We start from the raw sequence: 24,841 nt of genomic DNA, 5'->3' as shown, positions 1-24,841 counted from the left end.
ACCTCCCACTTTCCGAGATGACGAAACCTAATGTACGGTCATTATGAACGAGACGGCAAGGAGTGAGCATCGTGGGTCTGCGGGTGGAGGTCATCGAGACCACCGAACTGGGCGATCGCAGCTATGTCGCCCACGACGGCAGGGTCGCCGTGGTGGTCGATCCGCAGCGGGACATCGACCGCGTCGAGGACGTCCTGGCCCGCCTGGGCGTGGTGTGCGAGCTGGTGGTGGAGACGCACATCCACAACGACTACGTCACCGGTGGCCACGCCCTCGCGCAGCGTACCGGCGCCCGCTACCTGGTGGCCGCCGCCGACGACGTCACCTTCGAACGCGACCCGGTCACCGACGGTGACGAGCGCACCGTCGGGTCGATGCTGGTGCGTGTGCTGGCCACGCCGGGGCACACCGACCACCACCTGTCCTACGTGATCTCCTCCCCCGGCACCCCGCCGGCCGTGTTCACCGGCGGCTCGCTGCTGTTCGGCAGCGTCGGGCGCACCGACCTGGTCGACCCGGCCCGCACCGAGGAGCTGACCAGGGCCCAGTACCGCTCCGCCCGGCGCCTGGCCGAGGAGCTGGACGACGACGCGTCGGTCCACCCGACCCACGGGTTCGGCAGCTTCTGCTCCACCGGTTCGGCCACCGGCGGGGACGCCAGCACCATCGAGCGCGAGCGGCGGCGCAACGACGCGCTCACCGAGCCCGACGAGGACACCTTCGTGGCTCGCCTGATCGCGAACCTCACCGCCTACCCGGCCTACTACGCGCACATGGGCGCCCGCAACCGTCAGGGACCGGACGCCCCGGACCTGTCGGACCCGCGCCCGGTCGACGCGGCCGAGCTGCGCGCCAGGATCGACGCCGGCGAGTGGGTGGTGGACCTGCGCGACCGCACGGCCTACGCCGCCGAGCACGTCGCCGGCACCGTCGGCATCGCGCTCGGCACCCAGTTCTCGACCTACCTCGGCTGGCTCATCCCCTGGGGCACGCCGCTGACCGTCATCGGGCGCACCGAGCAGGACGTGCGGGCGGCCCAGCGCCAGCTGGTGCGCATCGGCATCGACCGGCTGGCCGGCGCCTCGGTGGGCACACCGGCCGATCTCGCCGAGCCGGACGCGCTGCGCACCTACCCGACCGCGACCTTCGCCGATCTCGCGGCGTCACCGGACGCGGTGGTGCTGGACGTGCGGCGCGAGGACGAGCGGGCGGCCGGCCACATCCCCGGGTCAGGCCACCTTCCGTTGCACTCGCTGCTGACGCGCCTCGACGAGGTGCCCGCCGGCCCGCTGTGGGTGCACTGCGCGGCGGGTTTCCGGGCGAGCATCGCGGCGAGCCTGCTGGCCCGCGCCGGGCACGAGGTCGTGCTCGTCGACGACGACTACGCGAACGCGGTGGCCTCGGGGCTCGCGACGGGCTGAGGACTCAGAACGGGACGCCCGACGAGTGCGCCCCGCGTACCGCACGGGCGACCCGGGCGACGAACGCGCGCAGCCGCGACACCGGGGACGGGCGCGGCGGGCGAACGGTCGCCGTGGGAGCCACGACGGGAGTTCGGGTCACCCGGACAGCGTGGCCAGCGCGGCACCCGACCCGCAAGGGCGCCCAGTACGTGGGACGGCTAGGCGCGTCCGCGCAGCATCAACCGCCAGTACAGCGCGGGCAGCCCGTACCGCTTGAGGTACCACATGTCCCGCCGTTCCTTCACCGTGTCGATCAGCGGGATGCTCGGCGTCGGCCGCATGGTGTAGTCGAACTCGGCCAGCAGCATGGTCCGGCGCGAGGTGGTCAGCGGGCAGGACGCGTAGCCGTCGTAGCGCGCGGTCGGTTCCCGACCGGCCAGTACCGCCAGCACGTTCGCGGTCACCACCGGGGCCTGCCTGCGCACGGCCGCGCCGGTCTTGGAGTTCGGTGTGGAGCCGGCGTCGCCGAGGGCGAAGACCTCCGGGTGCCGCGTGTGCCGCAGGGTGTGCTTGTCGACCTCGACGTAGCCGGTGGGCCCGGCGAGGACCGACCCGCTGAGCCAGTCGGGGGCGCTCTGCGGCGGGACGAGGTGCGCCAGGTCGTAGGGCAGGCGTGTCTCGGTGTCCCCGGCGGCGTGGTCGACGACGGTGATCTCGCGGTTGCCGGTGTCGACGGCGACGGCCTCGCTCTGGAAGTGCACGGTGATCCCGTACCGGGCGACCACGCCGTCGAGCACGTCGGAGAACTCCTTCACCCCGAACATGCCGGGCGTTGGCAGCACGAGGTGCACGTCGATCCGGTCGAGCACGCCCTGCTCGCGCCAGTAGTCGGCGGCGAGGTAGGCGATCTTCTGCGGCGCGCCGGCGCACTTGATCGGGCCGGCGGGCATCGTGAACACGGCGGTCCCCGAGCGCAGGTCGCGGATGAACTTCCAGGTGGCCGGGGCGAGTTCGTAGCCGTAGTTGCTCGACACGCCGTCGCGGCCGACCGCCTCGGGCAGGCCGGGCACCTTCGCCCAGTCCAGCTGGATTCCCGGGCACACCACGAGCACGTCGTAGGTCACCGAGCGGCCGTCGTCCAGGTGCACGGTCCGGTTGTCCGGGTCGACGCCGACGGCGGCGACCTGGAGCCAGTCGACGCCCTGGGGGATGAGGGTGGACTGTGGCCGGGCGGAGCTCTCGACCGGTGCGCGGCCGCCGCCCACGAGCGTCCACAGTGGCTGGTAGTAGTGGGTGGTCGCGGGGTCGATGAGGGCGATGTCCCGTTCTCCGGCGCGTCGGAGCCTGGCCGCGACGGAGATGCCGGCGCTACCGCCGCCGATGATCACGACCCGGTGCTGTTCGCTCGCCACGTGCGACCTCCGCAGATCCGAACGTCCGGACATCCAGAACCCTAGGTTCCAATGAGTGAGAACTCAAGGTCCATGTCCGGACATTTAGCGGAGGACAGGGGTGACTCAGCGGGACGTGAACAGGCCCCCGAGCCTGGCGAGCAGACCGCCGCCCGACTTCGGCTCGCAGGAGCACCGCCTGCTCACCGGGACGTCACCGAGCACCTGCTCGACGTGGAGGCCGCAGCCAACGAACGTCGGTTTGCCACACGAACGGCACGTGGTCCGCTGACACATGAATCGCCACCTCCTGGTAGGACGGGAAACCGAAACTACCCGCGGGGGTGTGGCCAGTGGATGCCAGGACGTACGCGACGCTGACCGAGGTGTGCGGGTGGCTCGCCGGCCGGTTGTCGGACACGGTCCTCGACGCGGTGCGGGTGCACTACTCCGTCGGCGAGGAGGTCCTGGCCGAGTCGGCGATGCTGCTCGGGCTGGCCATGGAGAACGTCGGCATCACCGCCGGGGAGCGCGAGCGGATCCGCTCGGTGCTCGACGACCCGGGCGACCCGGATCTGGACGCCGTGCCGGAGGTGGCGCGGGTACCGCCGCCGGCGTTCCACTTCGTGGCCGCTCCACCAGCCGCCCCGCACCCCGGCCGGGCCGACGAGGTGATCCTCGCGCAGGCGCCCCGGCACGGCGGCCGCCGGGTGCACCGCACCTGGCGGGTGCCGGTCGACGATCCGGATCACGGCACCTGGCTCTACGTCGTGGAGGTGACGCCCGGCGCGGACGTGCTCGGCGCCTACTCCGCCCTCACCTCGACCCTCAACGTCGAGGCGCGGCTGCTCTGGCCCGTCGAGGTGGTCACCGAGGGGGCGTCGCTGCCGCCCTACCAGGCGGCCGCGCTCACGGCCGCGCGCGCTGGTCGCCCGGTCAGCGGTGGGCGTCGAGTTCGACCTCCCGGCGCACGGTCGTCAGGGCGCCCCGCAGGTCCGGGAGGCTGACCGAGCCGAGCGCGAGCCGCAGGGCCTGTGGGGCGACCGGGGTGGTCGCGAACGGTTCGGCCGTCGAGACCGCCACCTGGTGTCGCGCCAGCGAAGCGGCGACGCGGTCCGGGCGGGAGCCCTGGGCCAGTGGCAGCCACAGCAGGTACGACGACGGGTGCCCGACGGTCGGCAGACCGGACAGCACCTCGCCGGCGATGGCCTGCCGGCGGCGGGCGTCGGCGCGCTTGTGGGTCTCCAGCCGGTCGACGGTGCCGTCGTCGAGCCAGCGGCAGGCGATCGTGGTGGTCAGGGCCGGGGTGTGCCAGGTCGTCGCGCGGATCGCGCGTTCCAGCGACGGCAGGTGTTCCGGCGGCGCGACGAGGAAACCGACGCGCAGGCCCGGCGCGACGTTCTTCGACAGCCCCGACACGTGGACGGTGAGGTCCGGCGCGAGGGTCGCCAACGGTGGCGGCGCGTCGTCGACCAGGTAGGCGTAGGACCCGTCCTCGATGACCAGGGCGCCGTGCCGGCGGGCGGTCGCCACCAGCCGGCCGCGCCGGGACTCGTCGAGCACCCAGCCGAGCGGGTTGTGCAGGGTGGGCATCGTGTAGATCGCGCGGACGGGTCGCCGCCGGCACACCTCGTCGAGGACGTCGAGGTCCGGACCGGCCGGGGTCGCCGGCACCGGCGCCAGGTCCAGCCCGAGGGTGCGCGCCAGCACGGCGAACCCCGGATAGGTGAGGGCGTCCACCGCGACCACGTCCCCGGGCCGCAGCAGGGCCAGGCAGGTCACCGCCAGCCCGTGCTGGGCGCCGCCGACGACCACGACCCGCTCGCCGGCGACGTCGAGCCCGCGCCGCCGCAGGTGCCGGGCGATCGTCGCGCGGTCACCGGGGCGCCCGCGGTGCGGCTGGTAGCGCAGCAACGCGTCCAGGTCGCCGGCGACCGAGAGGTCACGCAGGGCCTGCCGCAGCAGGTCGGTCTGTCCGGCCACCGCCGGGGAATTGAACCGCAGGTCGACGACGTCCTCGGCGATCGCGCCCTGGTCGAGGTGGCCGAGGCCGGCCGACGGCTCGCGGACGAACGTGCCCCGGCCCTGCTCGTTGCTCACCAGGCCCATCGCCTCGAGTTCGGCGTACACGCGGGACGCGGTCACCACGGCGATGCCCCGCTGGGCCGCCAGCGCGCGGTGGGTGGGCAACCGGGTGCCCGCCGGCGGGCGACCGGCCCGCAGGTCCGCGGCGATCGCGTCGACGACGGCCTTGTACTTCGGGGTCCGCACCGCGCGATTGTAAGCAGGACAATTATTGGACTGTCACAGATTGCCGGTCGTACCGTCGGCCCCGACGACGAAGGAGCCAGCATGCACACCGCGATCCTGACGTTCGACGGCTACAACGAACTCGACTCCCTCATCGCCCTCGGCGTGTTGAACCGCGTCCAGGCTCCCGGCTGGCGGGTGTCGATCGCGTGCCCGACACCGCGCGTGCGGTCGATGAACGGCGTGGTCATCGACGCGATGATCGACCTCGACGAGGCGTGCGCGGCGGACGCGGTCATCGTCGGCAGTGGCCGGCGGACCCGCGAGGTCGTCGAGGACCCCGCCGTGATGGCCACCCTGCGCCGCCTGGACCCGAGGCGGCAACTGCTCGCCGCCCAGTGCTCGGGAACCCTGGTCCTGGCCAGGCTCGGCCTGTTGGCCGACGTCCCGGCCTGCACCGACCTGATCACCAGGCCGTGGGTCGTCGCCGCCGGTGTCGAGGTGCTGGAGCAACCGTTCTTCGCCAGCGGCAACCTCGCGACGGCCGGAGGTTGCCTGGCCTCGACCTACCTCGCCACCTGGACCATCGCCCGGCTGCACGGCCTCGACGCCGCCAAGGAGGCCATGCACTACGTGGCCCCGGTCGGCGAGAAGGAGGACTACCTCGACCGCGCGCTGCGCAACGTCGCGCCCTACCTCCTCGACCCCGTCAGAGCGCTCGGGTGAGCCCCTCGGTGAGGGCCAGCGGGCTGACGACGAGGCTGTCGAAGCGCCAGCCGTCCGGGGTGCGGCGGGCGGTGTAGTGGTGGACGCCCGCCGCGATGGATTCGGTGTCGTCGTCGATGACGAACACGGCGAGGTCGTGGGCGCGGACGGTGGCGGTGTCGCCGTGCAGGTCGATGACGAGGTTGGACTTGCTGTGCAGGGTGGCGGCGTACCGGTCGTGGCCCGAGCGCACCAGGGCGACGAGTTCCGCGATGCCCCGGGCCTGGCCACGCGGGGAGGTGACGACGACGTCCTCGGTGAACAGCCGGGCCGTCTCGTCGTAGCGGGCCTCGTCGACCCACAGGCTGTGGCGGGCGACCAGGTCGGTCAGTTCGGCGCGGTCGGCGAGGGCGCGGATCAGGGTTTCCTGGGTGCTCATGACGATCCTAACGTTTGGGCGACTAACGTTTATGCTCCGAACGATATCATGGGTCGTTCGGGTGGCCAACGAGTCGTTAGACTCGCGCCATGGAGAACCCGACCGGCCGGTGGACCAGCCTGCCCAGCTGGCTGCTCACCCAGACCGCCCAGCACGCGCACCGCCTGGTGGGCGAGGGGTTCTCGGCCGTCGGCGCCCGCGGCTACCACTACCGCCTCCTGGCGACACTGGAGGAACACGGCCCCGCGAGCCAGGCCGAGCTGGGCCGGCGCAGCGGCATCCACCTCAGCGACATGGTCGCCGCGACCAACGAACTGGCCGAACAGCACCTGGTCGAACGCACCCCGGACCCCACCGACCGACGACGCAACATCGTCTCGCTCACCACCGCCGGCAAACGGCAACTCCGCCGGCTGGACAAGCAGCTCACCCGCACCCAGGACACGCTGATGGCGCCACTGTCCCCCGAGGACCGGGACACGCTGACCGACCTGCTGTCCCGGCTGCTCGACCACCACGACCGGCGAACCACCTGACCAGCGGCAGGCGATCACCCTGGCCCACGGCCCGAGGTGGCCGACCCCGCGCGGATCCACCCGAGCAGCGTGGGGTTGTCGACGGTGGTGATCACACTGACCGCGGTGCGTAGGTGGCCGTTGCCCTCGGCCAGGGCGAGCAGGCAGGCGGCGAGGTCCACGCGGGCGGTGAACCGGCCGTCGGCGTGGCCCTCGGTGACGGTGTAGTCGGTGACGGCCGGCAGGTGGAACAGCCCGCTGGGGCGCACGACCGTCCAGTCGAGGTCACTGGCGGCGACGAGGTCCTCCATCCGCCGCATGTCGTCGTAGAGCGTTCTGCCCAGCACGCGGGTCAGGTAGGGCAGCAGGACGCGGTTGAACAGGAACCCGGCGTCGGAGTACGGGTGCGGGTCGACCCCGCTGGAACTGACGACCGCCAGCCGCCGCACCCGATGCCGCTCCATCGCGGCGACGATGGTGCCGGCGCCCTGGGAGTAGGTGGTGATCGGGCCCCTCGCCGGCGGCACGCCGAGCGTCGACAACACGGCGTCGCGCCCCGCCACGACCGCGTCGACGGCCTCCGGGTCGAGCACGTCGCCCCCGACCACCCCAAGCTGGTCGTGGGTCAACGGGAACGAGGCCGGCTGACGGGTGACGGCGGTGACCTGGTGGCCGGCGGAGAGGGCCTGGCCGGTGAGCAGGCGCCCGGTGGGACCGTTGGCGCCGAAGACGGTGATACGCACGGACACCAGTGGCCGGCGGCCCCGGTCCTGTGACGAGGTGGCGCTATGACGCACGTCACCGTCACAGGGCAGCCGGTTCGGGCCACTGGTGGAGGAGCCGGCAGACAGGAGCCCGACATGAGCGACCCCGCCACCGAGGCCTTCGTCGCCCACCGCAACCTGTTGTTCACCGTCGCCTACGAGATGCTGGGTTCGGCGGTCGACGCGGAGGACGTGTTGCAGGAGACGTGGCTGCAGTGGGCGGCCGTCGACCTGGCGGTGGTGCGTGACCCCCGGGCGCTGCTGGTCAGGATCACCACCCGCCAGGCGATCCGCCGGTGGCGGACCGTCGGCCGGCGCCGGGAGTCCTATGTGGGCCCGTGGTTGCCCGAGCCGCTGCTCACCACCCCCGACGTCGCCGAGGACGTCGAACTGGCCGACACCGTGTCGATGGCGATGCTGCTGGTGCTGGAGACCCTCACCCCGACCGAGCGGGCGGTGTTCGTGCTGCGCGAGGTGTTCGCGGTGCCCTACGAGGAGATCGCCCTGGCCGTGGAGAAGAACGCGGCGGCCGTCCGCCAGATAGCCCACCGGGCCCGCACCCACGTGGCCACCCGCCGGCCCCGGGGCACGGTGTCCCCCGCCGAGACCCGCGAGGCCCTGGAGGCGTTCCGTCGGGCCGTCGAGAGCGGCGACCTCCAGGGCCTGCTCGACATCCTCTCCCCCGACGTCGTGTTCCTCGGCGACGGCGGCGGGGTGGCCAGGGCGACCCCGCGCCCGGTCACCGGTGCCGCGCGGGTGGCACGTCTGCTCAGCCGGGGCACCGCCTGGCTGGGCGGCGCGGTGACCGCCGAACCGGCCCAGGTCAACGGCTGGCCGGCACTGATCGTGCGCCGGGACGGGGACATCGACAGCGTCGTGGCGGTCCGGCTCGACCACCGGGTGGTGACCGGCCTCTACTACGTCCGCAACCCCCACAAGCTCTCCCGCCTGGACCGCGAGACCACGCTGGCCCGCGACCGGCCGGTCGGCTGACCTCGGCCCGTCCTTGACAGGCTAACAACGTTAGCTTACTGTCGAGCTAACAGCGTTAGCCACAGGAGTGGGAGCCATGCGCAGGATCAGCGTCACCACCGAGATCAACGCCCCCGTCGAGGTCGTGTGGGCCCAGCTCACCGACACCGCCACGTTCCCCGAGTGGAACCCGTTCATGCCGTCCCTGGACGGTGAACTGGCGGTGGGCGAGCGCCTGGCGGTCCGCATCACGCCGCCGGGGTCCAAGGGCATGACCTTCCGCCCGACGGTCACCGTCGTCGAGCGGGACCGGACGGTGGAATGGCTGGGCAGGCTCCTGGTCCCTGGCCTGTTCGACGGCCGCCACCGGTTCACCCTCGAGGCCGTCCCCGGCGGCACCCGGCTCACCCAGGAGGAGACGTTCACCGGTGTGCTCGTGCCGGTCCTCGCCTCGACCCTGGCCAACACCGAGGCCGGCTTCCGCCTGATGAACGAGGCGCTGCGGGCGCGTGCGGAGCGGGTCGCGGCGTGACCCGCCGGGAGGAGATCCTCGACGTGGCGGAATCCCTCCTGGAGTCCGAGGGCGCGCAGGCGCTGACCATGCGCCGGGTCGCCCAGGAGATGGGGATCCGGGCCCCGTCCCTGTACAAACACGTCCCGGGCAAGGACGACATCGAGGCCGGCCTGCAGGAGCGCGCCCTGCGCGTCATGGCCACCGCGCTCGCGCCGGCCGGCACCGACCTGCTCGCGATCATGGCGCGCTACCGGGAGTGGGCCCTGACCCACCCGGGACTCTACGAACTGGCGACCCGCCGCCCGCTGCGCCGCGACGTGATCCCGGCGTCGGTCGAGGCCGCCGCGGCCGCCCAGATCGTCGCCGTCGCGGGCGGCGAGCACCGGGCGCGGGCGCTGTGGGCCCTGGCCCACGGCCTGGTGGACCTGGAGATGGCGGACCGCTTCCCCCCGGGCGCCGACCTGGACGAGACCTGGCGGGCGGCCTTCACCCCGTTCCGGTAGGGCCCGGCGGCGAGCAGGACGCCCGCCACCGGGCCGGCGTGTCAGACGCCCAGCACCGACAGTTCCCACAGGGAGTAGCCCCACTGGGTGGCGCGTTGGGTGCCGGTGACCCGGACGTGGCGCGCGTCGGCGCTCAGCGCGATGTCGTCGGTGCCGCCGTCGCCGGTGGTGGTGGAGTGCAGGGTCTGCCAGGTGGTGTTGTCGGTGGAGATCTCCACCCGGTAGGCGCGGGCGTGGGCGGTTTCCCAGGTCAGGCGCACCCGGTTGACCCGCCGCACGCTGCCCAGGTCGACACTGATCCACTGGGGGTCGGCGAAGGCGCTGCTCCAGCGCGTCCCGGGATTCCCGTCGACCGCGTTGGCGCCGTTGTGGGACGTGCCGGCCTCCACACTGGACACGCTGACCGGACGGCCCCTGGCCAGTTCGACGTCACCCGGATCGGACGGGACCGCGCGGGCCGCCACCCGGATGCCACCCAACAGCAGGCGGGTGAAGTTCGGGTCGGCGTAGGACTCGGTGGTGTGGCCGAGGCCGGTGTACCAGGCGCGACCGGCGCCGACGTCGTGCCACCAGGTGATCGGGTGGTCCGAGCCCATACTGCCGCCGCTGTAGGTCGATTCGTCCAGGCGCATCAGGACGTTCGCGGTGCCGCGCGGGTTGGTGCGGTAGTTGTACCACTCGTCGAACCGGCTCCAGGTCGCCGGCAGGTGGGCGGTGGAGTCGTTGGTTCTGTCCTCGACGATCACCGTGGCCTGCTGCTGGGCGGGGTGGGAGGCGAAGTACGCGCCGACGCAGCCGCCGTACCAGGCCCAGTCGTACTCGGTGTCGGCCGCCGCGTGGACGCCGACGTAGCCGCCGCCCCCGGTCACGTAGGACTCGAAGGCGGTCTGCTGGGTGGCGTTGAGGACGTCGCCGGTGGTCGAGAGCCAGACGACGGCCTGGTACTGGGCCAGGTTCTGGGTGGTGAACGCGGCGGCGTCCTCGGTGGCGTCGACGGCGAACCCGTTCTGGGTGCCGAGTTGCCGCACGGCGGCGATGCCGGCGGGGATGGAGTCGTGCCGGAAGCCAGCGGTCTTGCTGAACACGAGCACCCTGTTCAGCGGCGCGGCGGACGCCACCGCCGGGAACAGCGCGAGACCGCCGGCGCCGGCGCCGAGGGCGCCGAGGCCGCGCAGCACCGCGCGGCGGGTGAGGTCGTTGGACATGGTCTGCCTCCTCAACCTGAGATGGTGAACGTGTCGATGTCGAACAACGAGCCGGCGCCGCCGGTGAACGACAGGAACAGCGGGCCGCTGGCGTTCGCGCTCAACGCGGTGGACACGGTCTGGAAGTTCTCCCAGCCGCCGGTCACCGGCACGGTGACCGAGCCGAGCAGGGTGCCGGTCTGGGATCCCGAGCGGATCTGGATCACGCCGCCGGCGCCGGCCGAGGAGATCCTGGCGGTGAACGTCCTGGCCCCGGCGGTGGTGACGCCGGCGTAGCCGGCCCAGTCGCCGTTGTCGATGTGGCCGAGGGTGTAGCCGCCGCTGGCGCCGGCGTGTCCGGCGGCCTGCACACCGGACTGGCTGGTGAACGCCTCACCCTCCACTGTGGACCCCGAGCCGGTGCCGAGGGTGAACGCGTCGAGGTCGAACAGGTTTCCCTGCCCGGTGACGCCGGTGAACCGCAGATACAGGCTGCTGCTCCGGGTCGGGGTCAGGCTCGCCGACACCGTGGCGAAGGTGTCCCAGCTGCCGGTCGGTGCCACCGCGACCGAACCGAGCAGGGTGCCGGTGGCCGAGCCGGCCCGCACCTCGATCCGCCCGCCCGGACCGGCCGAGGAGACCCGCGCGGAGATCGAGGTGACGTTGGCCAGCGAGTACGGGGTGTAGGCGATCCAGTCGCCGTTGTCGGTGAACCCGACGGTCTGGCCGCCCTCGGCGTTGCCGTGGGAGGCGAGCTGGATCCCTTGCTGGGACGAGAAGTGCTCGCCCTGGCGGTGCCGGGGTTGCAGGACCCGCTGGGTGTGGGTGGTGAGCCCGCCGCGGTCGGTGTACTCGGCGTCGAACACGCCGTAGACGTTGGCCGCCGGGTGGTGTTCGCCGTCGACCGGCACGGCGATCGAGCCGGTGCAGCCGGTCTTCGAGGTGATCTGGTGCTGGTGCTGGTCGTGACCGAGCAGGTAGGTGACCTTCACCCTGGTGCAGTCGATCGTGCCGTCCTCGGGATCGGTGACGGTCACCTGGAAGGGCACGGTGTCACCGAAGGAGAACGGTTGCCCGTTGCCCGGCACGCGGAGGTCGACGGTCGGGGCGGTGTTGCCGACGGTGATCTGGACGCTCGCCGATCCGGTGAGCCCGGCGGGGTCGGTGACGGTGAGGGTGGCCGTGCGGCTGCCGTTGGCGGTGTAGGTGTGCGTGGGGTTGGCGGCGGTGGAGGTGGCGCCGTCGCCGAAGGTCCACCGGTAGGACAGCGCGCCGCCCTCGGGGTCGAGGCTGCCGGCCGAGGAGAACGCGACGGTCAGCGGGCTCTGGCCCGAGGTCGGCGTGCCGGCGGCCTTGGCGACCGGGTTGCGGTCGGAGTTGGCCAGGTACTCCACCCGCCACAGGGCCTGGTTGTTCGAGCCGGTGCCGTAGTCCAGGACGTAGAGCGCCCCGTCCGGGCCGAAGGCCATGTCCATGACCTGGGTGCCGGTCCACGGGAAGATCCCGATGTCGCCGACCCCGCCGCTGCCGGTCACCTCGATGGCCCTGATCCACTTGCGGCCCAGTTCGCCGGCGAAGTAGCGGCCGTCGAGGGACTGCGGGAACTTGACCGAGGAGTTCAGGTTCGGGTCGTAGCGGTAGACCGGGCCGCCCATCGGCGACTCGGAGCCGCCGCCGAACTCCGGTGGGGTGCCGGCGTCACCGCCGTAGCGGATCCACGCGGGCTTGGCGGCCGGCAGGGTGCCCTGGCCGGTGTTGCGGAAGGAGTTGTTCACCGGGCCGCCGGCACAGTTGTACTTGGCGCCGGAGGGCCCGCTGGGAAAGGTGTACTCGTTGTAGGTCTCGGTGCTGGTGTTGGTGCCGGTGCAGTAGGGCCAGCCGTAGTTGCCGGGGGCGGTGATCCGGTTGAACTCGACCTGGCCCTGCGGGCCCCGGTTGGGGTTGGTGCCGCCGGCGTCGGGGCCGTAGTCGCCCAGGTAGACGATGCCGGTCGCCTTGTCCACGCTCATCCGGAACGGGTTGCGAAAGCCCATGGCGTAGATCTCGGGGCGGGTGTTGGCGGTGCCCGGGGCGAACAGGTTGCCGGAGGGGATCGTGTAGGTGCCGTCGGCCTGGGGTGTGATCCGCAGTACCTTGCCGCGCAGGTCGTTGGTGTTGCCGGAGCTGCGTTGCGCGTCGAACTGCGGGTTGCGGTTGGTGCGCTCGTCGATCGGGCTGTAGCTGTCGGACTGGAACGGGTTGGTGTCGTCACCCGTTGTCAGGTAGAGGTTTCCGGCGGCGTCGAAGTCGATGTCGCCGCCGACGTGGCAGCACTGACCACGGTCGTTGGCGACCCGCAGGACGATCTTCTCGCTGCCGAGGTTGAGGGTCTGGTCGGCGTTGAGGGTGAACCGGGACAGGTACAGCTCGCCCTTCCACCGGTCCCAGTCCGCCTGGGAGCCCTCGGTCGGCGCGTCACCGTCCGGGGTGGACAGCCGAGGCGAGTAGTACAGCCAGATCTGGCGGTTGGTGGCGAAGCCGGGGTCGACCGCGACGCCCTGCAGGCCTTCCTCGTCGTGGGTGTAGACGGTGAGCTTGCCGGCGGTCCTGGTCGTGCCGGCGGGGTCGGTGACCCGGACCGTGCCGTCGCGGGCGGTGTGCACGACCGAGCGGTCGGGCAGCACCGCGAGCGACATCGGCTCCCCCAGCTCCGCCGATCCGCTGGCCAGCGACACCTGCTGGTAGTCCCCGGGAGGGATGACCGAGCCGGCCTGGGCGGTGGGCGCCGCGGCGGCCATGGCGGTCGCCATGGTGGCCACGACGAGCAGGGAACGCCACCGCACTTCTCTGTGCGTCATGGTTCTCCTCAGGTGAGCAAGCCGCTCCCTGGGCGTGGGCATGACGAGGTGGCGGCGGACCCGGACGTGCGCGAGCGCGATTCGTCACCCAGACACCGCCGCGAGCAGGGAGGCGGCTGACCATGCTTTGTTGCGTAGTGCAACAAAGCATGGCAGGTCCGGACAGGCGAAGGCAAGAGCTCACCGGAACCGGTTCCGGACTCAGCCGACGTTGCTCCGCAACGCCGTGAGGTAGTTGTTCATCAGGTGGTCGCGGATGCCGTCACTGGCGGGGGCGAAGGCGTCGGCGGTGAGACCCTTGGCGCGGTCGGCGAGCCCGCCGAGCAGCGGCATGCCCTCGCGGATCCTGCCGCTGGAGTCGATGTAGTGCACCGACTGGATGTGGTGGAAGGCGGGCTCCGGCGGGACCTGCGGGACGATGACACCCGGTCCACCCGACCGGGCCGTCAGATCTCCTTTGTGGACAGTGACGGGGTCGGCGTCACCCCGGTGTCAGCACTCGCAGGATTCGACGACGGTCCGGACCGCGGCCAGCACCGTCGTGGCGTCCGCGGCCCGGTGGATCACCCCGCGCGCACCCCTGGCCAGACAGGCGTCCAACGTCGGCGGAGGCGGCCACGGGACCAGCAGCAGCACCGGGGCCAGCGACGTCAGACCGGCCACGAAGTCCGGCACCCGCGCGTCGTCGCCCACGGCGTCCGGGTTGACCAGGAAGACGTCGGCGCGCCCCGAGTCCGGTCCGGTGATGCGGGGGCGGACGGTGACGCCGTGGCGCACCAGGCTCACCTCAAGACCGATGACGTAGATGGGCATGCTGTCAACGACGTCGACTCTGATCAAGACCCGATCCCCCAGACACAGAGCTCACGTCATCTGGTGTGACCGAGCATAGGAAGCCGGTCCGGCGGACGGGGTCGGGCGAACACCCGACACGACCCGGTGATCAGCCGACGCGTTCCCAGCCCCGGCGGGGCCGTCGGTTGCCGAGTTGGTCGTCGCGGGAGCGGTAGACGATGTAAGGCCTGGTGAGATAGCCCAGAGGCAGGGAGAAGACGTGGACCAGGCGACTGAAGGGCCAGAACGCGAACAGGATCCAGGCGGCGATGACGTGCAGTTGGAATCCGAGCGGGGCGGCGGCCATGAGCTGGGGTTGGGGGTCGGCGTAGAACAGTGACCGGAACCACGGGGACACGGTTTCGCGGTAGTTGTGGGGGTCTCCGGTGAGGTTTCCCAGGATGGTGGTGCCCAGGCCGAGGACGATGGTGCCGACCAGCAGCACGTACATCACCTTGTCGTTGCGGGTGGTGGCCGAGAAGACCGGGCCGACGGTGCGGCGGCGGTAGACGAGGATCGCGGCGCCGGCGAGGGTGCACAGGCCGGCGAGGATACCCAACGACGCGGCGACGGCGTGGTAGGCGGTTTCGCTGACGCCGACCGCCTCGGTCCACGACTCGGGGATCAGCAGGCCGGCGACGTGACCAAGGACGACCAGCAGGATCCCGAAGTGGAACAGCGGACTTCCCAGGCGCAGCAGGCGGTTCTCGTAGAGTTGGGAGGACCGGGTGGTCCAGCCGAACTTGTCGTAACGGTAGCGCCAGACGTGACCGACGACGAACACGGCGATCGACACGTAGGGCACGACGACCCACAGCATGATGTCCAGGGTGCTGTTCACCGTGTTCCCCTCCGGGGCATGTGTTCGGGCGGCCCGTAGGGTTGCAGGCCGACCTCCTCCTCGGGCGGGCCCTGGGCGGCGAGCCGGGCGACGGTGTCGTGTTCGCGGCGGCCCAGCGGCGGCAGGGTGGCGCACACGGACTCGAGGACCGGCGCCCACGGCGAGTCGGTGTCGCGCAGGCCGAGGCGGAGCAGTTCGAGGCCGGCGCGGTGTTCGGTGAGCAGGCGGTGGGCGGTGGCGCGGGTGGCGGCGTCGGTCGCGCCGAACTCCAGGACCACGGCCAGGTGGTCGGGCAGTTCGCTGTCGTCGAGTTCGAGGCCGGCGGCGCGGTAGGCGTGTTTGAACCGCAGCAGCGCCATGCCGCGTTTGCGGGTGTCGCCGTAGGCGAAGTAGGTGAGGTAGGGGCTGAACCGTTTGCGGTGGTCGAAGGTGGCGACGTAGTCGGCGGCCAGCCGGATCGGCGGGGTGCGGTCGAGGTGGTCGAGGAACACGCCGAGCGGCGTGCCGACAGGGGTGGGCAGGGTGGTGACGGCGGCACGCAGCAGCGGGCGCCGCTCCAGCAGCGCGGCGTCGGGGTAGCCGAGCAGCAGGGACTGGACCTGCCACGCGGTGGCGGTGTCGGTCACGGCTTGTCCTTCGGCGGGACGGGATTTCCCCGCCCGTCCCAGTTGAGCAGGTTGACCCGGTCGGCCTTCTGCCGGTCGCGCAGCATGTGGAAGTTCTCCACGGCGATGGGGGTGGGGCCGCCGGAGGTTTCGCCGAACGGGCCGGAGCCACCCATGCCGGGGCCGCCCTCGTAGTCGAGGCTGCACTCGGTGGCGAGCTCCTCCAGGCCGTGGGCCTGTTCGGCGTGGGCCGGCGGGATGACGTAGCGCTCGTCGTACTTGGCCAGGGCCAGCAGCCGGTACAGGTCGTAGAGTTCCTCGCCGGTCATGCCGACGGCGTCGGGGATGGACTCGTCCGGCTCGCGGCCGAGGTTGATGTCGCGCAGGTAGGAACGCATGGCGGCCAGCCGGCGCAGGACCTGGTTGACCGGTTCGGGGTCACCGGCGGTGAACAACCGCGCCAGGTAGTCCACGGGGATGCGCAGGGCGTCGATGGCGGCGAACAGGGTGGTGTGGTGTTCGCCGTCGTGGCCGGTGTCGCGGACGACGTCGACCACCGGTGACAGCGGCGGGATGTACCAGACCATCGGCATGGTGCGGTACTCGGGATGCAGGGGCAGCGCCACCCGGTAGGTGTTGATCAGGGCGTGGACCGGTGAGCGGGCGGCCGCGTCGAGCCAGTCGTGGGGGATGCCCGCGCGTTCGGCCTCACGCCGCACGTGCGGGTCGGTCGGGTCGAGCAGCAGGTCGCGCTGGGCGTCGAGCAGGTCGTGCTCGTCGGGGGTGGACGCGGCGGCCAGGACCCGGTCGGCGTCGTAGAGCACCAGGCCGATGTAGCGCAGCCGCCCGACGCAGGTCTCGGCGCAGACGGTGGGAATACCGACCTCGACGCGGGGGAAGCAGAAGGTGCACTTCTCGGCCTTGCCGGTGCGGTGGTTGAAGTACACCTTCTTGTAGGGGCAGCCGGACACGCACATCCGCCAGCCACGGCAGCGGTCCTGGTCGACGAGCACGATGCCGTCCTCGCTGCGTTTGTAGATGGCGCCCGACGGGCAGGACGCGGCGCAGGAGGGGTTGAGGCAGTGTTCGCAGATCCTGGGCAGGTAGAACATGAAGGTCTGCTCGAACTCGAACCGGACCTTGTCCTCGATGCCGCGCAGCAGCGGGTCGTGCCGGGCGAGTTCGGGGGCGCCGCCGAGGTCGTCGTCCCAGTTCGCCGACCAGGTGATCCCGGTGGGTTTGCCGCTGATCAGGGACCGTGGCCGGGCGACGGGGGTGTGTTGCTGGGCGGGGGCGCTGATGAGCGTGTCGTAGTCGTAGGTCCAGGGTTCGTAGTAGTCGTCGAGGGCGGGCAGCTTGGGGTTGCTGAAGATGGTGAGCAGTTTGCGCAGCCGCCCGCCGCCCCGCAGACGCAGCCTGCCCCGGGCGTTGAGGGTCCAGCCACCGCGCCAGCGGTCCTGGTCCTCGTAGGTGCGGGGGTAGCCCTGGCCGGGGCGGGTCTCGACGTTGTTGAACCACACGTACTCGACACCCGAACGGTTGGTCCAGGCCTGTTTGCAGGTCACCGAGCAGGTGTGGCAGCCGATGCACTTGTCGAGGTTCATCACCATCGCCATCTGCGCCATGATCTTCATCAGTAGGTGACCTCCTGGGCGCGGCGGCGGATGACGGTGATCTCGTCGCGTTGGTTGCCGGTGGGCCCGAGGTAGTTGAACGCGAAGGACAGTTGGGCGTAGCCGCCGATGAGGTGGCTGGGTTTGACCAGCAGCCGGGTCAGCGAGTTGTGGATGCCGCCGCGCCGGCCGGTGGTCTCGGTCAGCGGCACGTCGATGAGCCGGTCCTGCGCGTGGTACATGTACACGGTGCCCTCGGGCATGCGGTGGGACACGACGGCGCGGGCGACGACGACCCCGTTGCGGTTGACGGCCTCGATCCAGTCGTTGTCGGCCACCCCGATCTTCTCGGCGTCGCGTGTGGACATCCAGATGGACGGGCCGCCCCGGGACAGGCTGAGCATGAACAGGTTGTCCTGGTACTCGGAGTGGATGGACCACTTGGAGTGCGGGGTGAGGTAGCGCACGGCGACGCCCAGCGCGCCGGTGGTGCCGATCTCGGGCTCGCCGAACAGGGCCGTCATGTCCAGCGGCGGGCGGAACACGGGCAGACCTTCGCCCATCTCGGCCATCCAGTCGTGGTCGAGGTAGAAGTGTTGACGGCCGGTGAGGGTGTGCCAGGGTTTGCGGCGCTCGACGTTGATGGTGAACGGCGAGTAGCGACGTCCGCCGGACTCGGACCCGGACCACTCCGGTGAGGTGATGACGGGCACGGGCGCGTTCTGGGTGTCGGCGAAGGTGATGCGGGTGCCGGCGTGTTCGGCGGCGAGGTCGGCCAGCGGGGTGCCGGTGCGTTGTTCGAGGGTGGTGAACCCCTGGGTGGCGAGGGCGCCGTTGGTGGTGCCGGACAGCGCGAGGATCGCCTCGCAGGCATGCACGTCCCGCACGAGGGAGGGGCGGCCGTCGGCGGGGCCGCCGCGGATGGTGCCGTTGTGCTGGCGCAGGTACTCGACCTCGTCGCCGAGGCGGAAGGTGACGCCCTTGGTGGCGGCGCCGAGTTTCTCGGTGAGCGGCCCGAGTGCCGACATGTGCGCCCCCAGCGCGGGGTAGTCGCGCTCGACGACGGTCAGCCGGGGCATGGTGAGGCCCGGGACGGGGTCGCACTCGCCGCGTTTCCAGTCGCGGACCACGCCGTGGGGGGTGGCGAGCTCGTCGGGGGTGTCGTGCAGCAGGGCGGTGGCGACGACGTCGCGGCGCACGCCGAGGTGCTCGGCGGCCAGGGCGCTGAACGACTCGGCGATGGTCTGGAACGCGGCCCAGTCGGTGCGGGTCTGCCACGGCGGGGCGATCGCGGGGTTGAACGAGTGCACGAACGGGTGCATGTCGGTGGTGGACAGGTCGTGTTTCTCGTACCAGGTGGCGGCGGGCAGGACCACGTCGGAGTAGATGGTGGTACTGGTCATGCGGAAGTCCAGTGACAGCAGCAGGTCCAGCTTCCCGACGGGTGCCTGGTCGTGCCACACCACGTCCTGGGGGCGGGCGGCCGGTGGGGTTTCGTCGGCGCGCAGCGAGTGGTCGGTGCCGAGGAGGTGTTTGAGGAAGTACTCGTTGCCCTTGCCCGAGGAGCCGAGCAGGTTGGCCCGCCACACGCTGAGCACGCGCGGGAAGTTCTGGGGCACGTCGGGGTCCTCGCAGGCGAAACGCAGCCGCCCGGCGGTGAGTTCGTCGACGACGTGGTCGGCGGGGTCGCGGCCGGCGGCGTCGGCCTCGTCGGCGAGGTCGAGGGGGTTGCGGTCGAAGGTGGGGTAGCTGGGCATCCAGCCCAGGCGCGCGGACTGGGCGATGAGGTCGGCGACGGTGCGGCCGGCGAGGCTGCCGGTGGAGTTGGTGTAGCTGAAGGTGTCGGCGCCGAACTGGTCGTAGCGGAACTGGTCGGTGTGCAGGTACCAGTAGGCGGTCTGGATCATCTGCCGGGGCGGGCGGGTCCAGTCGAGGGCGAACGCGAGTTGGGACCAGCCGGTGACCGGACGGCACTTCTCCTGCCCGACGTAGTGGGCCCAGCCGCCGCCGTTGACGCCCTGGCAGCCGGTGAGGGTGGTGAGAGCGAGGAACGCGCGGTAGATGGTGTCGGCGTGGAACCAGTGGTTGGCCCCCGCCCCCATGATGATCATGGAGCGCCCGCGGGTCTGCTCGGCGTTGTCGGCGAACTCGCGGCCGATCCGCGCGGCCGTCGCGGCCGGCACGCCGGTGATCGGTTCCTGCCAGGCGGGGGTGTAGGGCTGGTCGGGGTCGTCGTAGCCGCCGGGCCACACGCCGGGCAGGCCGGGGCGGTGCACGCCGTACTGGGCGAGCATCAGGTCGTGGACGGTGGTGACGAGGTGCCCGTCGACCCGCCGCGCCGGCACCCCGCGCCACAGGTGCCCCGGCCCGTCGAACCGGGGCAGCCGCACCTCGACGCTCTCCGCCTGCTCGCCGGCCAGGGTCAGCAGCGGGGTGACGTCGCCGAGGTCGAGGTTCCAGCGCCCGGCACCCTGTTCGCCGTAGCGGAACCCGAGTGAGCCGCCGGGTACGACGGGCCCGCCGGTGGCGGCGTCGAGCAGCACGGTCTTGAACGCGGCGTGCTCGGTGGGCTCGCGGTCGAGGTCGGCCTCGGTGAGGAACTTGCCGGGTTTGTTGGCCTCACCGCACGGGTCGAGCCGCACCAGGAACGGCAGGTCGGTGTGCCGGGAGACGTAGTCGGTGAAGTAGGGGACCTGCCGGTCGACGAAGAACTCGCGCAGGATCACGTGGCCCATGGCCATGGCCAGCGCCCCGTCGGTGCCGGGCCGGGCGGGCAGCCACTCGTCGGCGAACTTGACGTTGTCGGCGTAGTCGGGGGCCACGGCGATGACCTTCTGGCCCCGGTAGCGGGCCTCGGTCATCCAGTGCGCGTCGGGGGTGCGGGTGACCGGAACGTTGGAGCCCCACATGATCAGGTAGCCGGCGTCCCACCAGTCCCCCGACTCGGGCACGTCGGTCTGGTCACCGAACACCTGCGGGGAGGCGACCGGCAGGTCGGCGTACCAGTCGTAGAACGAGAGCATCGTGCCGCCGAGCAGCGACACGAACCGGGAGCCGGCGGCGAAGGACACCATCGACATCGCCGGGATCGGCGAGAACCCGGCGACCCGGTCGGGCCCGTAGGCCTTGACGGTGTGCACGTGCGCGGCGGCGACCAGCTCGGCGGCCTCCTCCCAGGTGGCGCGCACCAGCCCGCCCTTGCCGCGCGCGGACTTGTAGCGGCGCGCCCGTTCGGGGTCCTCGACGATCTCGGCCCACGCCGCGACCGGATCACCGGTGCGGGCCCTGGCCTCGCGGTAGAGCTCCAGCAGCACGCCCCGCACGTAGGGGTAGCGCACGCGGGTGGGCGAGTAGGTGTACCAGGAGAACGCGGCGCCCCGGGGGCAGCCGCGCGGCTCGTACTCGGGCCGGTCGGGCCCCACCGACGGGTAGTCGGTCTGCTGGGCCTCCCAGGTGATGATGCCGTCCTTGACGTACACCTTCCACGAGCAGGAGCCGGTGCAGTTCACGCCGTGGGTGGAGCGCACGACCTTGTCGTGGCTCCACCGGTCGCGGTAGAACACGTCGGCCTCGCGCCCGCCGGTGCGGTACATGGCGCGCCGGTCCGGGGAGATCTGGGCGCGGGTGAAGAACCGGCGGGTGGCGACCAGCGCGTCGGCCAGCCCACCCTGGGTGGGGTTCACCTGTGTCACGGGGTCGGAACCTCCTGGTGGGTGGGCACGGCGCGGCGCACGGTGGTCGCGGTGAACACGACGCAGACGAGGGCGACGACGGCCAGCGCGGCCAGGCCAAGCGCGTAGGACTCGAACGCGCCGTAGAGCGCGCCCATCACCAGCGGCGGCACGAAGCCGCCGAGGCCACCGGCCGCGCCGACGACCCCGGTGACCGACCCGACCTTGGTGCCCGGGGCGAGCAGCGCGACCAGGGCGAACACCGCGCCGCTGGCGGCGCCCAGGGCGGCGGCCATGGACAGGAACGCGATGGTGCCCAGCGGCATGAGCGGCGGGGTGAACGACTGCACGGCGGCGCCGGCGGTGACCACGGCCAGGCACACGACCAGCACCCGCACGGCGTCGAGCTGGTCGGACAGCCACCCGCCGACCGGGCGCATGATCACCGCGACGACCACGAACCCGGCCATCCGGTTCGCGGCGTCGGCCTGGGTGAGCCCGTAGGCGGTCTTGAGGTAGGCGGGCAGGTACACCGAGAACGCGACGTAGCCGCCGAAGGCGACCGCGTAGAGCGCGGAGGCCTGCCAGGTGACCGCGAGCCGCAGCGTCTGGGCCAGGCGGGTGCCCAGTGAGGCGATGGGCACGATCCGGTCGGGGGCGTCGCGCAGCAGCAGCCAGGCGACCACGGCGTAGACGGCGAGCACGGTCGCGGTGACCACGAACGGGGTGGCCACGGTCCCGGCGTCGACGAGTTTGACGGTGGTCAGGGCGCTGATGGCGGTGCCGCCCATGCCGACGCCGAAGATCCCGATGGCCAGGCCGCGGCGGCTGGGCGGGAACCAGGCGTTGACGAACGGCACGCCGACGGCAAACGCGGTGCCGCCGACCCCGAGGAAGAACCCGCCGATCAGCAGCGCCGCCAGCGACCCGTGGCCGACCAGGCCGATGAACAGCACCGGCAGGATCGTGGCGGCCGACACCAGTGGGAACATCACCCGACCGCCGAAGCGGTCGGTGAGCGCCCCGACCGGGATACGGCCCAGCGAGCCGACGACCACGGGCACCGCGACCAGCAGCGCCTCCTCGAACGAGTCGAGGTCCAGCTCGCCCTTGAACAGCGGGCCGAGCGGGCTGATCAGCGCCCACGCCCAGAAGTTCACGGCGAACCCGACGGTGGCCAGGGTGAGCATCAGCGCACGACGGCTCATCGCCTGACTCCTCACCCTGGTGGTTGCGCTCCGAGCCCTCATCCTGATCCCCGACCAGGCGGGCCGCATGTCGAGGCGACCGGCGAGATCACCGATCCCGGGGCGCTGACCAGCGAGTTAGGGTGACCGCTATGCCGATGTTCGAGGCCGATGACGGGGTGTCGCTGTACTACCAGGAGTGGGACGGGGATCCCGGGCTGCCGCTGGTGGTGCTGCACCACGGGTTCATCGCCGACCACCGCACCAACTGGGTCGGACCGGGGGTGGTGGACGCGCTGGTGTCGGCGGGGCGGCGGGTCGCGGCACTGGACGCGCGGGGCCACGGCCGCTCGGACAAGCCGCACGACCCGGCCCGCTACGGCGAGGCGCGCATGGCCCGGGACCTGGTGGCGCTGGTGGACCAGCTGGTGGGCCCGGCCGACTACGACCTGGTGGGCTACTCGATGGGCGCGGTGGTCGCGTTGATCACCGCCACCCGCGATCCGAGGGTGCGGCGGCTGGTGGTCGGCGGCGTGGGTGAGGGTGTCGTGGCGTGCGGCGGGGTGGACACCCGGGCGGTGGGCCGCGAGCCGCTGCGCGACGCGCTGCTGGCCGAGGACCCGGCGGCGGTGTCACCGGCGGCGGCGGGGTTCCGCCGGTTCGTCGACGCGCTGCGCGGGGACCGGGTGGCGTTGGCCGCGCAGGCCTCGGTACTGCACGACCAGCCGATCCCGCTGGACGCGATCACCGCGCCGACACTGGTGTTACCGGGCCGCGACGACCATCTGGCCAGCCGCCCTCGGGCGCTGGCCGACGCGATCCCGGGCGCGGAGTTGCGGGTGGTGGCGGGGGATCATCTGGGCACGGTACGCGAACCGGAGTTCCACTCGGCGTTGATCGAGTTCCTGGCCGGCTGACCCTCCCCGGTCGTTCCCGGTGTGGGCGGGGTGGCCACCGACGACCGCGGGGTCAGGTGCGCAGGACCTGCCCGGCACGCCGGCCGGTGTGCCCGCCGTTCTCGACGGTGACCTCCCCGTTGACCAGCACCAGGTCGATGCCGGTGGCGAACTGGTGGGGGTCGGTGAAGGTGGCGGGGTCGCCGAGGCGGGCGGGGTCGAACACCACGAGGTCGGCGGGGGCGCCGGCGCGCAGCACCCCCCGGTCGGTGAGGCCGGCCCGCGCGGCGGGCGCGGAGGTACAGCGGCGGATCGCGTCGGGCAGGTCGGTGGCGTAGCGGGTGAGGTAGCGGGGGAAGCAGCCGTAGCTGCGCGGGTGGGGCACACCGGCGCCGGTCACCCCGCCGGGGTCCAGGGCCAGCCCGTCGGAGGCGACGACGGCGTCGGGGTGGTCGAGCACGGTCCGCAGGTCGTCCTCGCTGCGCCCGCCGGCGGTCATCATCACCCCGGTGCCCAGTTCGGCCAGCAGGTCCAGCACCACGTCGTCGCCGTCGCGGCCGGCGGCCAGGTCGGCGATGGTGCGGCCGACGGCGGGGTTGGGGTGGGCGGTCCAGCTGACGGTGACCTCGTCCCAGGTGGTGGGCCGGTCGGTCCAGGCGTCGCGGATCCGGGCCCGCACGGCCGCGTCACGCAGGGTCGGCACCCAGGTGGCGGGCCCGCCCTCCTGCGCCCAGGCGGGCAGCAACTGGGCCAGGGGCGCGTTGCCGTGCAGGTAGGGGTAGATGTCGACGCCGACCGAGCAGCCAGCGGCGTTGGCCTCCTCGACCAGGTCCAAAGCGCGGCGCACCGCACCCCAGTTGCGGCGCCCGACGGCGGCCAGGTGGGAGATCTGGGTGCGGCAGCCGGTGGCGCGGGCGACGGCGACGGCCTGGGCGACCGAGTCGACCAGCCCGTCGTCGTAGCTGCGGACGTGCCAGGTGAACACCTTGCCGGCCGAGGCGGTGACCTCCGCGAGCGCCCGGAGTTCGGCGTCGCGCACGAACGGCAGCGGCGCGTAGATCAGACCGGTCGACAGGCCGACGGCGCCGGCGTCGAGTGCCTCGCGCAGCAACCCGGCCATGGTGTCGCGTTCGGCGGCGGTGGCCGGGCGGTCGGTGAACCCGCACACCCCGGCGTGCAGCACGAGGTGCCCGACGAGGGCGGCGACGTTGAGGCCGGGGCGGGCGGCGGTGAGCGCGTCGAGGTAGCCGGGTAGGTCGCGCCAGGTCCAGCGCACCGCCGGGTCGAGGTCCAGGTAGCTGACCGCGGCGCGCAGGTCGGCGCGTTCGGGGCCGGTGACCCCCAGCCCGCAGTTGCCGACGACCTCGGTGGTGACGCCCTGGTGGATCTTGCTCAGGCCGCGCGGATCGGACAGCAGGGTCAGGTCGGAGTGGGTGTGCAGGTCGACGAACCCGGGGCACACGACCCGGCCGGTGACGTCGACGCGGCGCGCGTGCGCCGGCGGCTCCCCGGTGGTGAGCCCGGTGAGGTGGCCGTTGTCGACGAGCACGGTCTCGTGCCGGCCGGGAGCGCCGGTGCCGTCGATGACCAGGCCGCCGGTGAGAGCCAGTGCAGTCATGGGTCGAACGATCCCATCTTTTCGCCGCTGAGTGTGATCATCGGGTTCTTGACGTGGCGGTGACGAGCGGTTTTGTTGGAATCACACGACTCGCCGAAC

At 72.0% G+C, this 24,841-nt stretch carries 23 protein-coding genes; 8 read left to right on the top strand and 15 right to left on the bottom strand.

Translation table 11 applies throughout. The features are described from left to right. Positions 1–71: 71 nt before the first annotated feature. Positions 72–1,421: an MBL fold metallo-hydrolase gene (locus BLA60_RS03155; RefSeq protein ID WP_342744697.1), complete on the top strand. Its 1,350-nt coding sequence runs from the start codon at positions 72–74 to the stop codon at positions 1,419–1,421. Positions 1,422–1,425: 4 nt separating this feature from the next. Here BLA60_RS03155 and BLA60_RS42920 read toward each other — a convergent pair whose 3' ends face one another. Together BLA60_RS42920 and BLA60_RS03150 are read right to left on the bottom strand one after the other, a co-directional pair. Next, positions 1,426–1,563, bottom strand: a complete 138-nt coding sequence (locus BLA60_RS42920) for a hypothetical protein (protein ID WP_154814073.1) — start codon at positions 1,561–1,563, stop codon at positions 1,426–1,428. A 58-nt stretch (positions 1,564–1,621) separates the two neighbouring features. Next, positions 1,622–2,815, bottom strand: coding sequence for an NAD(P)/FAD-dependent oxidoreductase (locus tag BLA60_RS03150; RefSeq protein WP_245811797.1), 1,194 nt, complete (start codon positions 2,813–2,815; stop codon positions 1,622–1,624). A 332-nt stretch (positions 2,816–3,147) separates the two neighbouring features. Here BLA60_RS03150 and BLA60_RS03145 point away from each other — a divergent pair, with 332 nt between their 5' ends. Continuing rightward, a complete protein-coding gene (locus tag BLA60_RS03145; RefSeq protein ID WP_075131109.1) occupies positions 3,148–3,801 on the top strand; it encodes a hypothetical protein in 654 nt (217 codons plus the stop codon). Here BLA60_RS03145 and BLA60_RS03140 read toward each other — a convergent pair. Then, positions 3,731–5,065 carry an aminotransferase-like domain-containing protein gene (locus BLA60_RS03140; protein ID WP_075131108.1) on the bottom strand — a complete coding sequence of 445 codons (1,335 nt, stop codon included), beginning with the start codon at positions 5,063–5,065 and terminating at the stop codon, positions 3,731–3,733. The two genes, BLA60_RS03145 and BLA60_RS03140, sit on opposite strands and share 71 nt — an antisense overlap. 81 nt (positions 5,066–5,146) lie before the next feature. On the opposite strand from BLA60_RS03140, the gene BLA60_RS03135 reads away from it, so the two are divergent. Next, a complete protein-coding gene (locus tag BLA60_RS03135) occupies positions 5,147–5,770 on the top strand; it encodes a DJ-1/PfpI family protein (protein WP_075131107.1) in 624 nt (207 codons plus the stop codon). On the opposite strand, the gene BLA60_RS03130 is transcribed toward BLA60_RS03135, so the two are convergent. Beyond that, on the bottom strand, positions 5,754–6,188 hold the full coding sequence (locus tag BLA60_RS03130; RefSeq protein WP_075131106.1) for a nuclear transport factor 2 family protein: 435 nt from the start codon (positions 6,186–6,188) through the stop codon (positions 5,754–5,756). The genes BLA60_RS03135 and BLA60_RS03130 overlap by 17 nt on opposite strands. An 89-nt stretch (positions 6,189–6,277) precedes the next feature. On the opposite strand from BLA60_RS03130, the gene BLA60_RS03125 reads away from it, so the two are divergent. After that, positions 6,278–6,724 (top strand): MarR family winged helix-turn-helix transcriptional regulator, encoded by a 447-nt coding sequence (locus BLA60_RS03125; protein WP_075131105.1) that lies wholly within the window; start codon positions 6,278–6,280, stop codon positions 6,722–6,724. Between the two features lie 14 nt (positions 6,725–6,738). On the opposite strand, the gene BLA60_RS03120 is transcribed toward BLA60_RS03125, so the two are convergent. Then, the gene (locus BLA60_RS03120; protein WP_075131489.1) at positions 6,739–7,446 is read right to left on the bottom strand and encodes an NAD(P)-dependent oxidoreductase; all 708 of its coding nucleotides are present in this window, start codon (positions 7,444–7,446) and stop codon (positions 6,739–6,741) included. Positions 7,447–7,563: 117 nt separating this feature from the next. Here BLA60_RS03120 and BLA60_RS03115 point away from each other — a divergent pair, with 117 nt between their 5' ends. The 3 genes from BLA60_RS03115 to BLA60_RS03105 all read left to right on the top strand — a co-directional run bounded on the left by BLA60_RS03115 (position 7,564) and on the right by BLA60_RS03105 (position 9,456). Then, positions 7,564–8,460: an RNA polymerase sigma-70 factor gene (locus BLA60_RS03115; RefSeq protein ID WP_211288570.1), complete on the top strand. Its 897-nt coding sequence runs from the start codon at positions 7,564–7,566 to the stop codon at positions 8,458–8,460. Between the two features lie 76 nt (positions 8,461–8,536). Then, positions 8,537–8,971 carry an SRPBCC domain-containing protein gene (locus BLA60_RS03110; RefSeq protein WP_075131103.1) on the top strand — a complete coding sequence of 145 codons (435 nt, stop codon included), beginning with the start codon at positions 8,537–8,539 and terminating at the stop codon, positions 8,969–8,971. Next, on the top strand, positions 8,968–9,456 hold the full coding sequence (locus BLA60_RS03105) for a TetR/AcrR family transcriptional regulator (protein WP_075131102.1): 489 nt from the start codon (positions 8,968–8,970) through the stop codon (positions 9,454–9,456). Before BLA60_RS03110 ends, BLA60_RS03105 begins: the two co-directional genes overlap by 4 nt. Before the next feature lie 41 nt (positions 9,457–9,497). Here the strand turns inward: BLA60_RS03105 and BLA60_RS46500 are convergent, their stop codons facing one another. The 9 genes from BLA60_RS46500 to BLA60_RS03055 form a co-directional block, all read right to left on the bottom strand. Continuing rightward, positions 9,498–10,661: a ThuA domain-containing protein gene (locus BLA60_RS46500; RefSeq protein WP_154814072.1), complete on the bottom strand. Its 1,164-nt coding sequence runs from the start codon at positions 10,659–10,661 to the stop codon at positions 9,498–9,500. 11 nt (positions 10,662–10,672) lie between these two features. Further along, a complete protein-coding gene (locus BLA60_RS03090) occupies positions 10,673–13,477 on the bottom strand; it encodes a carbohydrate-binding protein (RefSeq protein ID WP_075131101.1) in 2,805 nt (934 codons plus the stop codon). Positions 13,478–13,678: 201 nt separating this feature from the next. Further along, positions 13,679–13,849: a hypothetical protein gene (locus tag BLA60_RS03085; RefSeq protein ID WP_211288569.1), complete on the bottom strand. Its 171-nt coding sequence runs from the start codon at positions 13,847–13,849 to the stop codon at positions 13,679–13,681. A 120-nt stretch (positions 13,850–13,969) separates the two neighbouring features. Then, complete coding sequence (locus BLA60_RS03080; protein WP_075131100.1) at positions 13,970–14,290, bottom strand: hypothetical protein; 321 nt, start codon at positions 14,288–14,290, stop codon at positions 13,970–13,972. A 130-nt stretch (positions 14,291–14,420) separates the two neighbouring features. Then, on the bottom strand, positions 14,421–15,131 hold the full coding sequence (gene narI / locus BLA60_RS03075) for a respiratory nitrate reductase subunit gamma (protein ID WP_075131487.1): 711 nt from the start codon (positions 15,129–15,131) through the stop codon (positions 14,421–14,423). Between the two features lie 17 nt (positions 15,132–15,148). Beyond that, on the bottom strand, positions 15,149–15,778 hold the full coding sequence (narJ, locus tag BLA60_RS03070; protein ID WP_084734575.1) for a nitrate reductase molybdenum cofactor assembly chaperone: 630 nt from the start codon (positions 15,776–15,778) through the stop codon (positions 15,149–15,151). Continuing rightward, entirely contained in the window at positions 15,775–17,391 is a 1,617-nt protein-coding gene (gene narH, locus BLA60_RS03065) for a nitrate reductase subunit beta (protein ID WP_075131099.1), read from the bottom strand. Before narH ends, narJ begins: the two co-directional genes overlap by 4 nt. Further along, positions 17,391–21,062: a nitrate reductase subunit alpha gene (locus BLA60_RS03060; protein WP_211288568.1), complete on the bottom strand. Its 3,672-nt coding sequence runs from the start codon at positions 21,060–21,062 to the stop codon at positions 17,391–17,393. Before BLA60_RS03060 ends, narH begins: the two co-directional genes overlap by 1 nt. Beyond that, positions 21,059–22,249, bottom strand: coding sequence for an MFS transporter (locus BLA60_RS03055; RefSeq protein WP_245811796.1), 1,191 nt, complete (start codon positions 22,247–22,249; stop codon positions 21,059–21,061). The genes BLA60_RS03060 and BLA60_RS03055 overlap by 4 nt, the downstream gene beginning before the upstream one ends. Before the next feature lie 131 nt (positions 22,250–22,380). Between BLA60_RS03055 and BLA60_RS03050 the strand changes: the two genes are divergently transcribed. Continuing rightward, positions 22,381–23,145, top strand: a complete 765-nt coding sequence (locus tag BLA60_RS03050) for an alpha/beta fold hydrolase (protein ID WP_075131097.1) — start codon at positions 22,381–22,383, stop codon at positions 23,143–23,145. A 52-nt stretch (positions 23,146–23,197) separates the two neighbouring features. Here BLA60_RS03050 and BLA60_RS03045 read toward each other — a convergent pair whose 3' ends face one another. Next, the gene (locus BLA60_RS03045; RefSeq protein WP_075131096.1) at positions 23,198–24,742 is read right to left on the bottom strand and encodes an N-acyl-D-amino-acid deacylase family protein; all 1,545 of its coding nucleotides are present in this window, start codon (positions 24,740–24,742) and stop codon (positions 23,198–23,200) included. Positions 24,743–24,841: the final 99 nt, after the last annotated feature.

Source organism: Actinophytocola xinjiangensis, assembly GCF_001921215.1.
GTDB lineage: Bacteria > Actinomycetota > Actinomycetes > Mycobacteriales > Pseudonocardiaceae > Actinophytocola > Actinophytocola xinjiangensis.
Note: the sequence above shows the minus strand (reverse complement) of the source record. Positions and strands in the feature narration are given on the sequence as shown.

Bases quoted from the DNA above. Each gene is read 5' to 3' on its own strand.
- BLA60_RS03135 (WP_075131107.1), top strand. From the start codon at position 5,147: ATGCACACCGCGATCCTGACGTTCGACGGCTACAACGAACTCGACTCC.
- BLA60_RS03130 (WP_075131106.1), bottom strand. From the start codon at position 6,188: ATGAGCACCCAGGAAACCCTGATCCGCGCCCTCGCCGACCGCGCCGAA.
- BLA60_RS03125 (WP_075131105.1), top strand. From the start codon at position 6,278: ATGGAGAACCCGACCGGCCGGTGGACCAGCCTGCCCAGCTGGCTGCTC.
- BLA60_RS03115 (WP_211288570.1), top strand. From the start codon at position 7,564: ATGAGCGACCCCGCCACCGAGGCCTTCGTCGCCCACCGCAACCTGTTG.
- BLA60_RS03110 (WP_075131103.1), top strand. From the start codon at position 8,537: ATGCGCAGGATCAGCGTCACCACCGAGATCAACGCCCCCGTCGAGGTC.
- BLA60_RS46500 (WP_154814072.1), bottom strand. From the start codon at position 10,661: ATGTCCAACGACCTCACCCGCCGCGCGGTGCTGCGCGGCCTCGGCGCC.
- BLA60_RS03090 (WP_075131101.1), bottom strand. From the start codon at position 13,477: ATGACGCACAGAGAAGTGCGGTGGCGTTCCCTGCTCGTCGTGGCCACC.
- BLA60_RS03080 (WP_075131100.1), bottom strand. From the start codon at position 14,290: ATGCCCATCTACGTCATCGGTCTTGAGGTGAGCCTGGTGCGCCACGGC.
- narI (WP_075131487.1), bottom strand. From the start codon at position 15,131: ATGCTGTGGGTCGTCGTGCCCTACGTGTCGATCGCCGTGTTCGTCGTC.
- narH (WP_075131099.1), bottom strand. From the start codon at position 17,391: ATGAAGATCATGGCGCAGATGGCGATGGTGATGAACCTCGACAAGTGC.
- BLA60_RS03055 (WP_245811796.1), bottom strand. From the start codon at position 22,249: ATGAGCCGTCGTGCGCTGATGCTCACCCTGGCCACCGTCGGGTTCGCC.
- BLA60_RS03050 (WP_075131097.1), top strand. From the start codon at position 22,381: ATGCCGATGTTCGAGGCCGATGACGGGGTGTCGCTGTACTACCAGGAG.
- BLA60_RS03045 (WP_075131096.1), bottom strand. From the start codon at position 24,742: ATGACTGCACTGGCTCTCACCGGCGGCCTGGTCATCGACGGCACCGGC.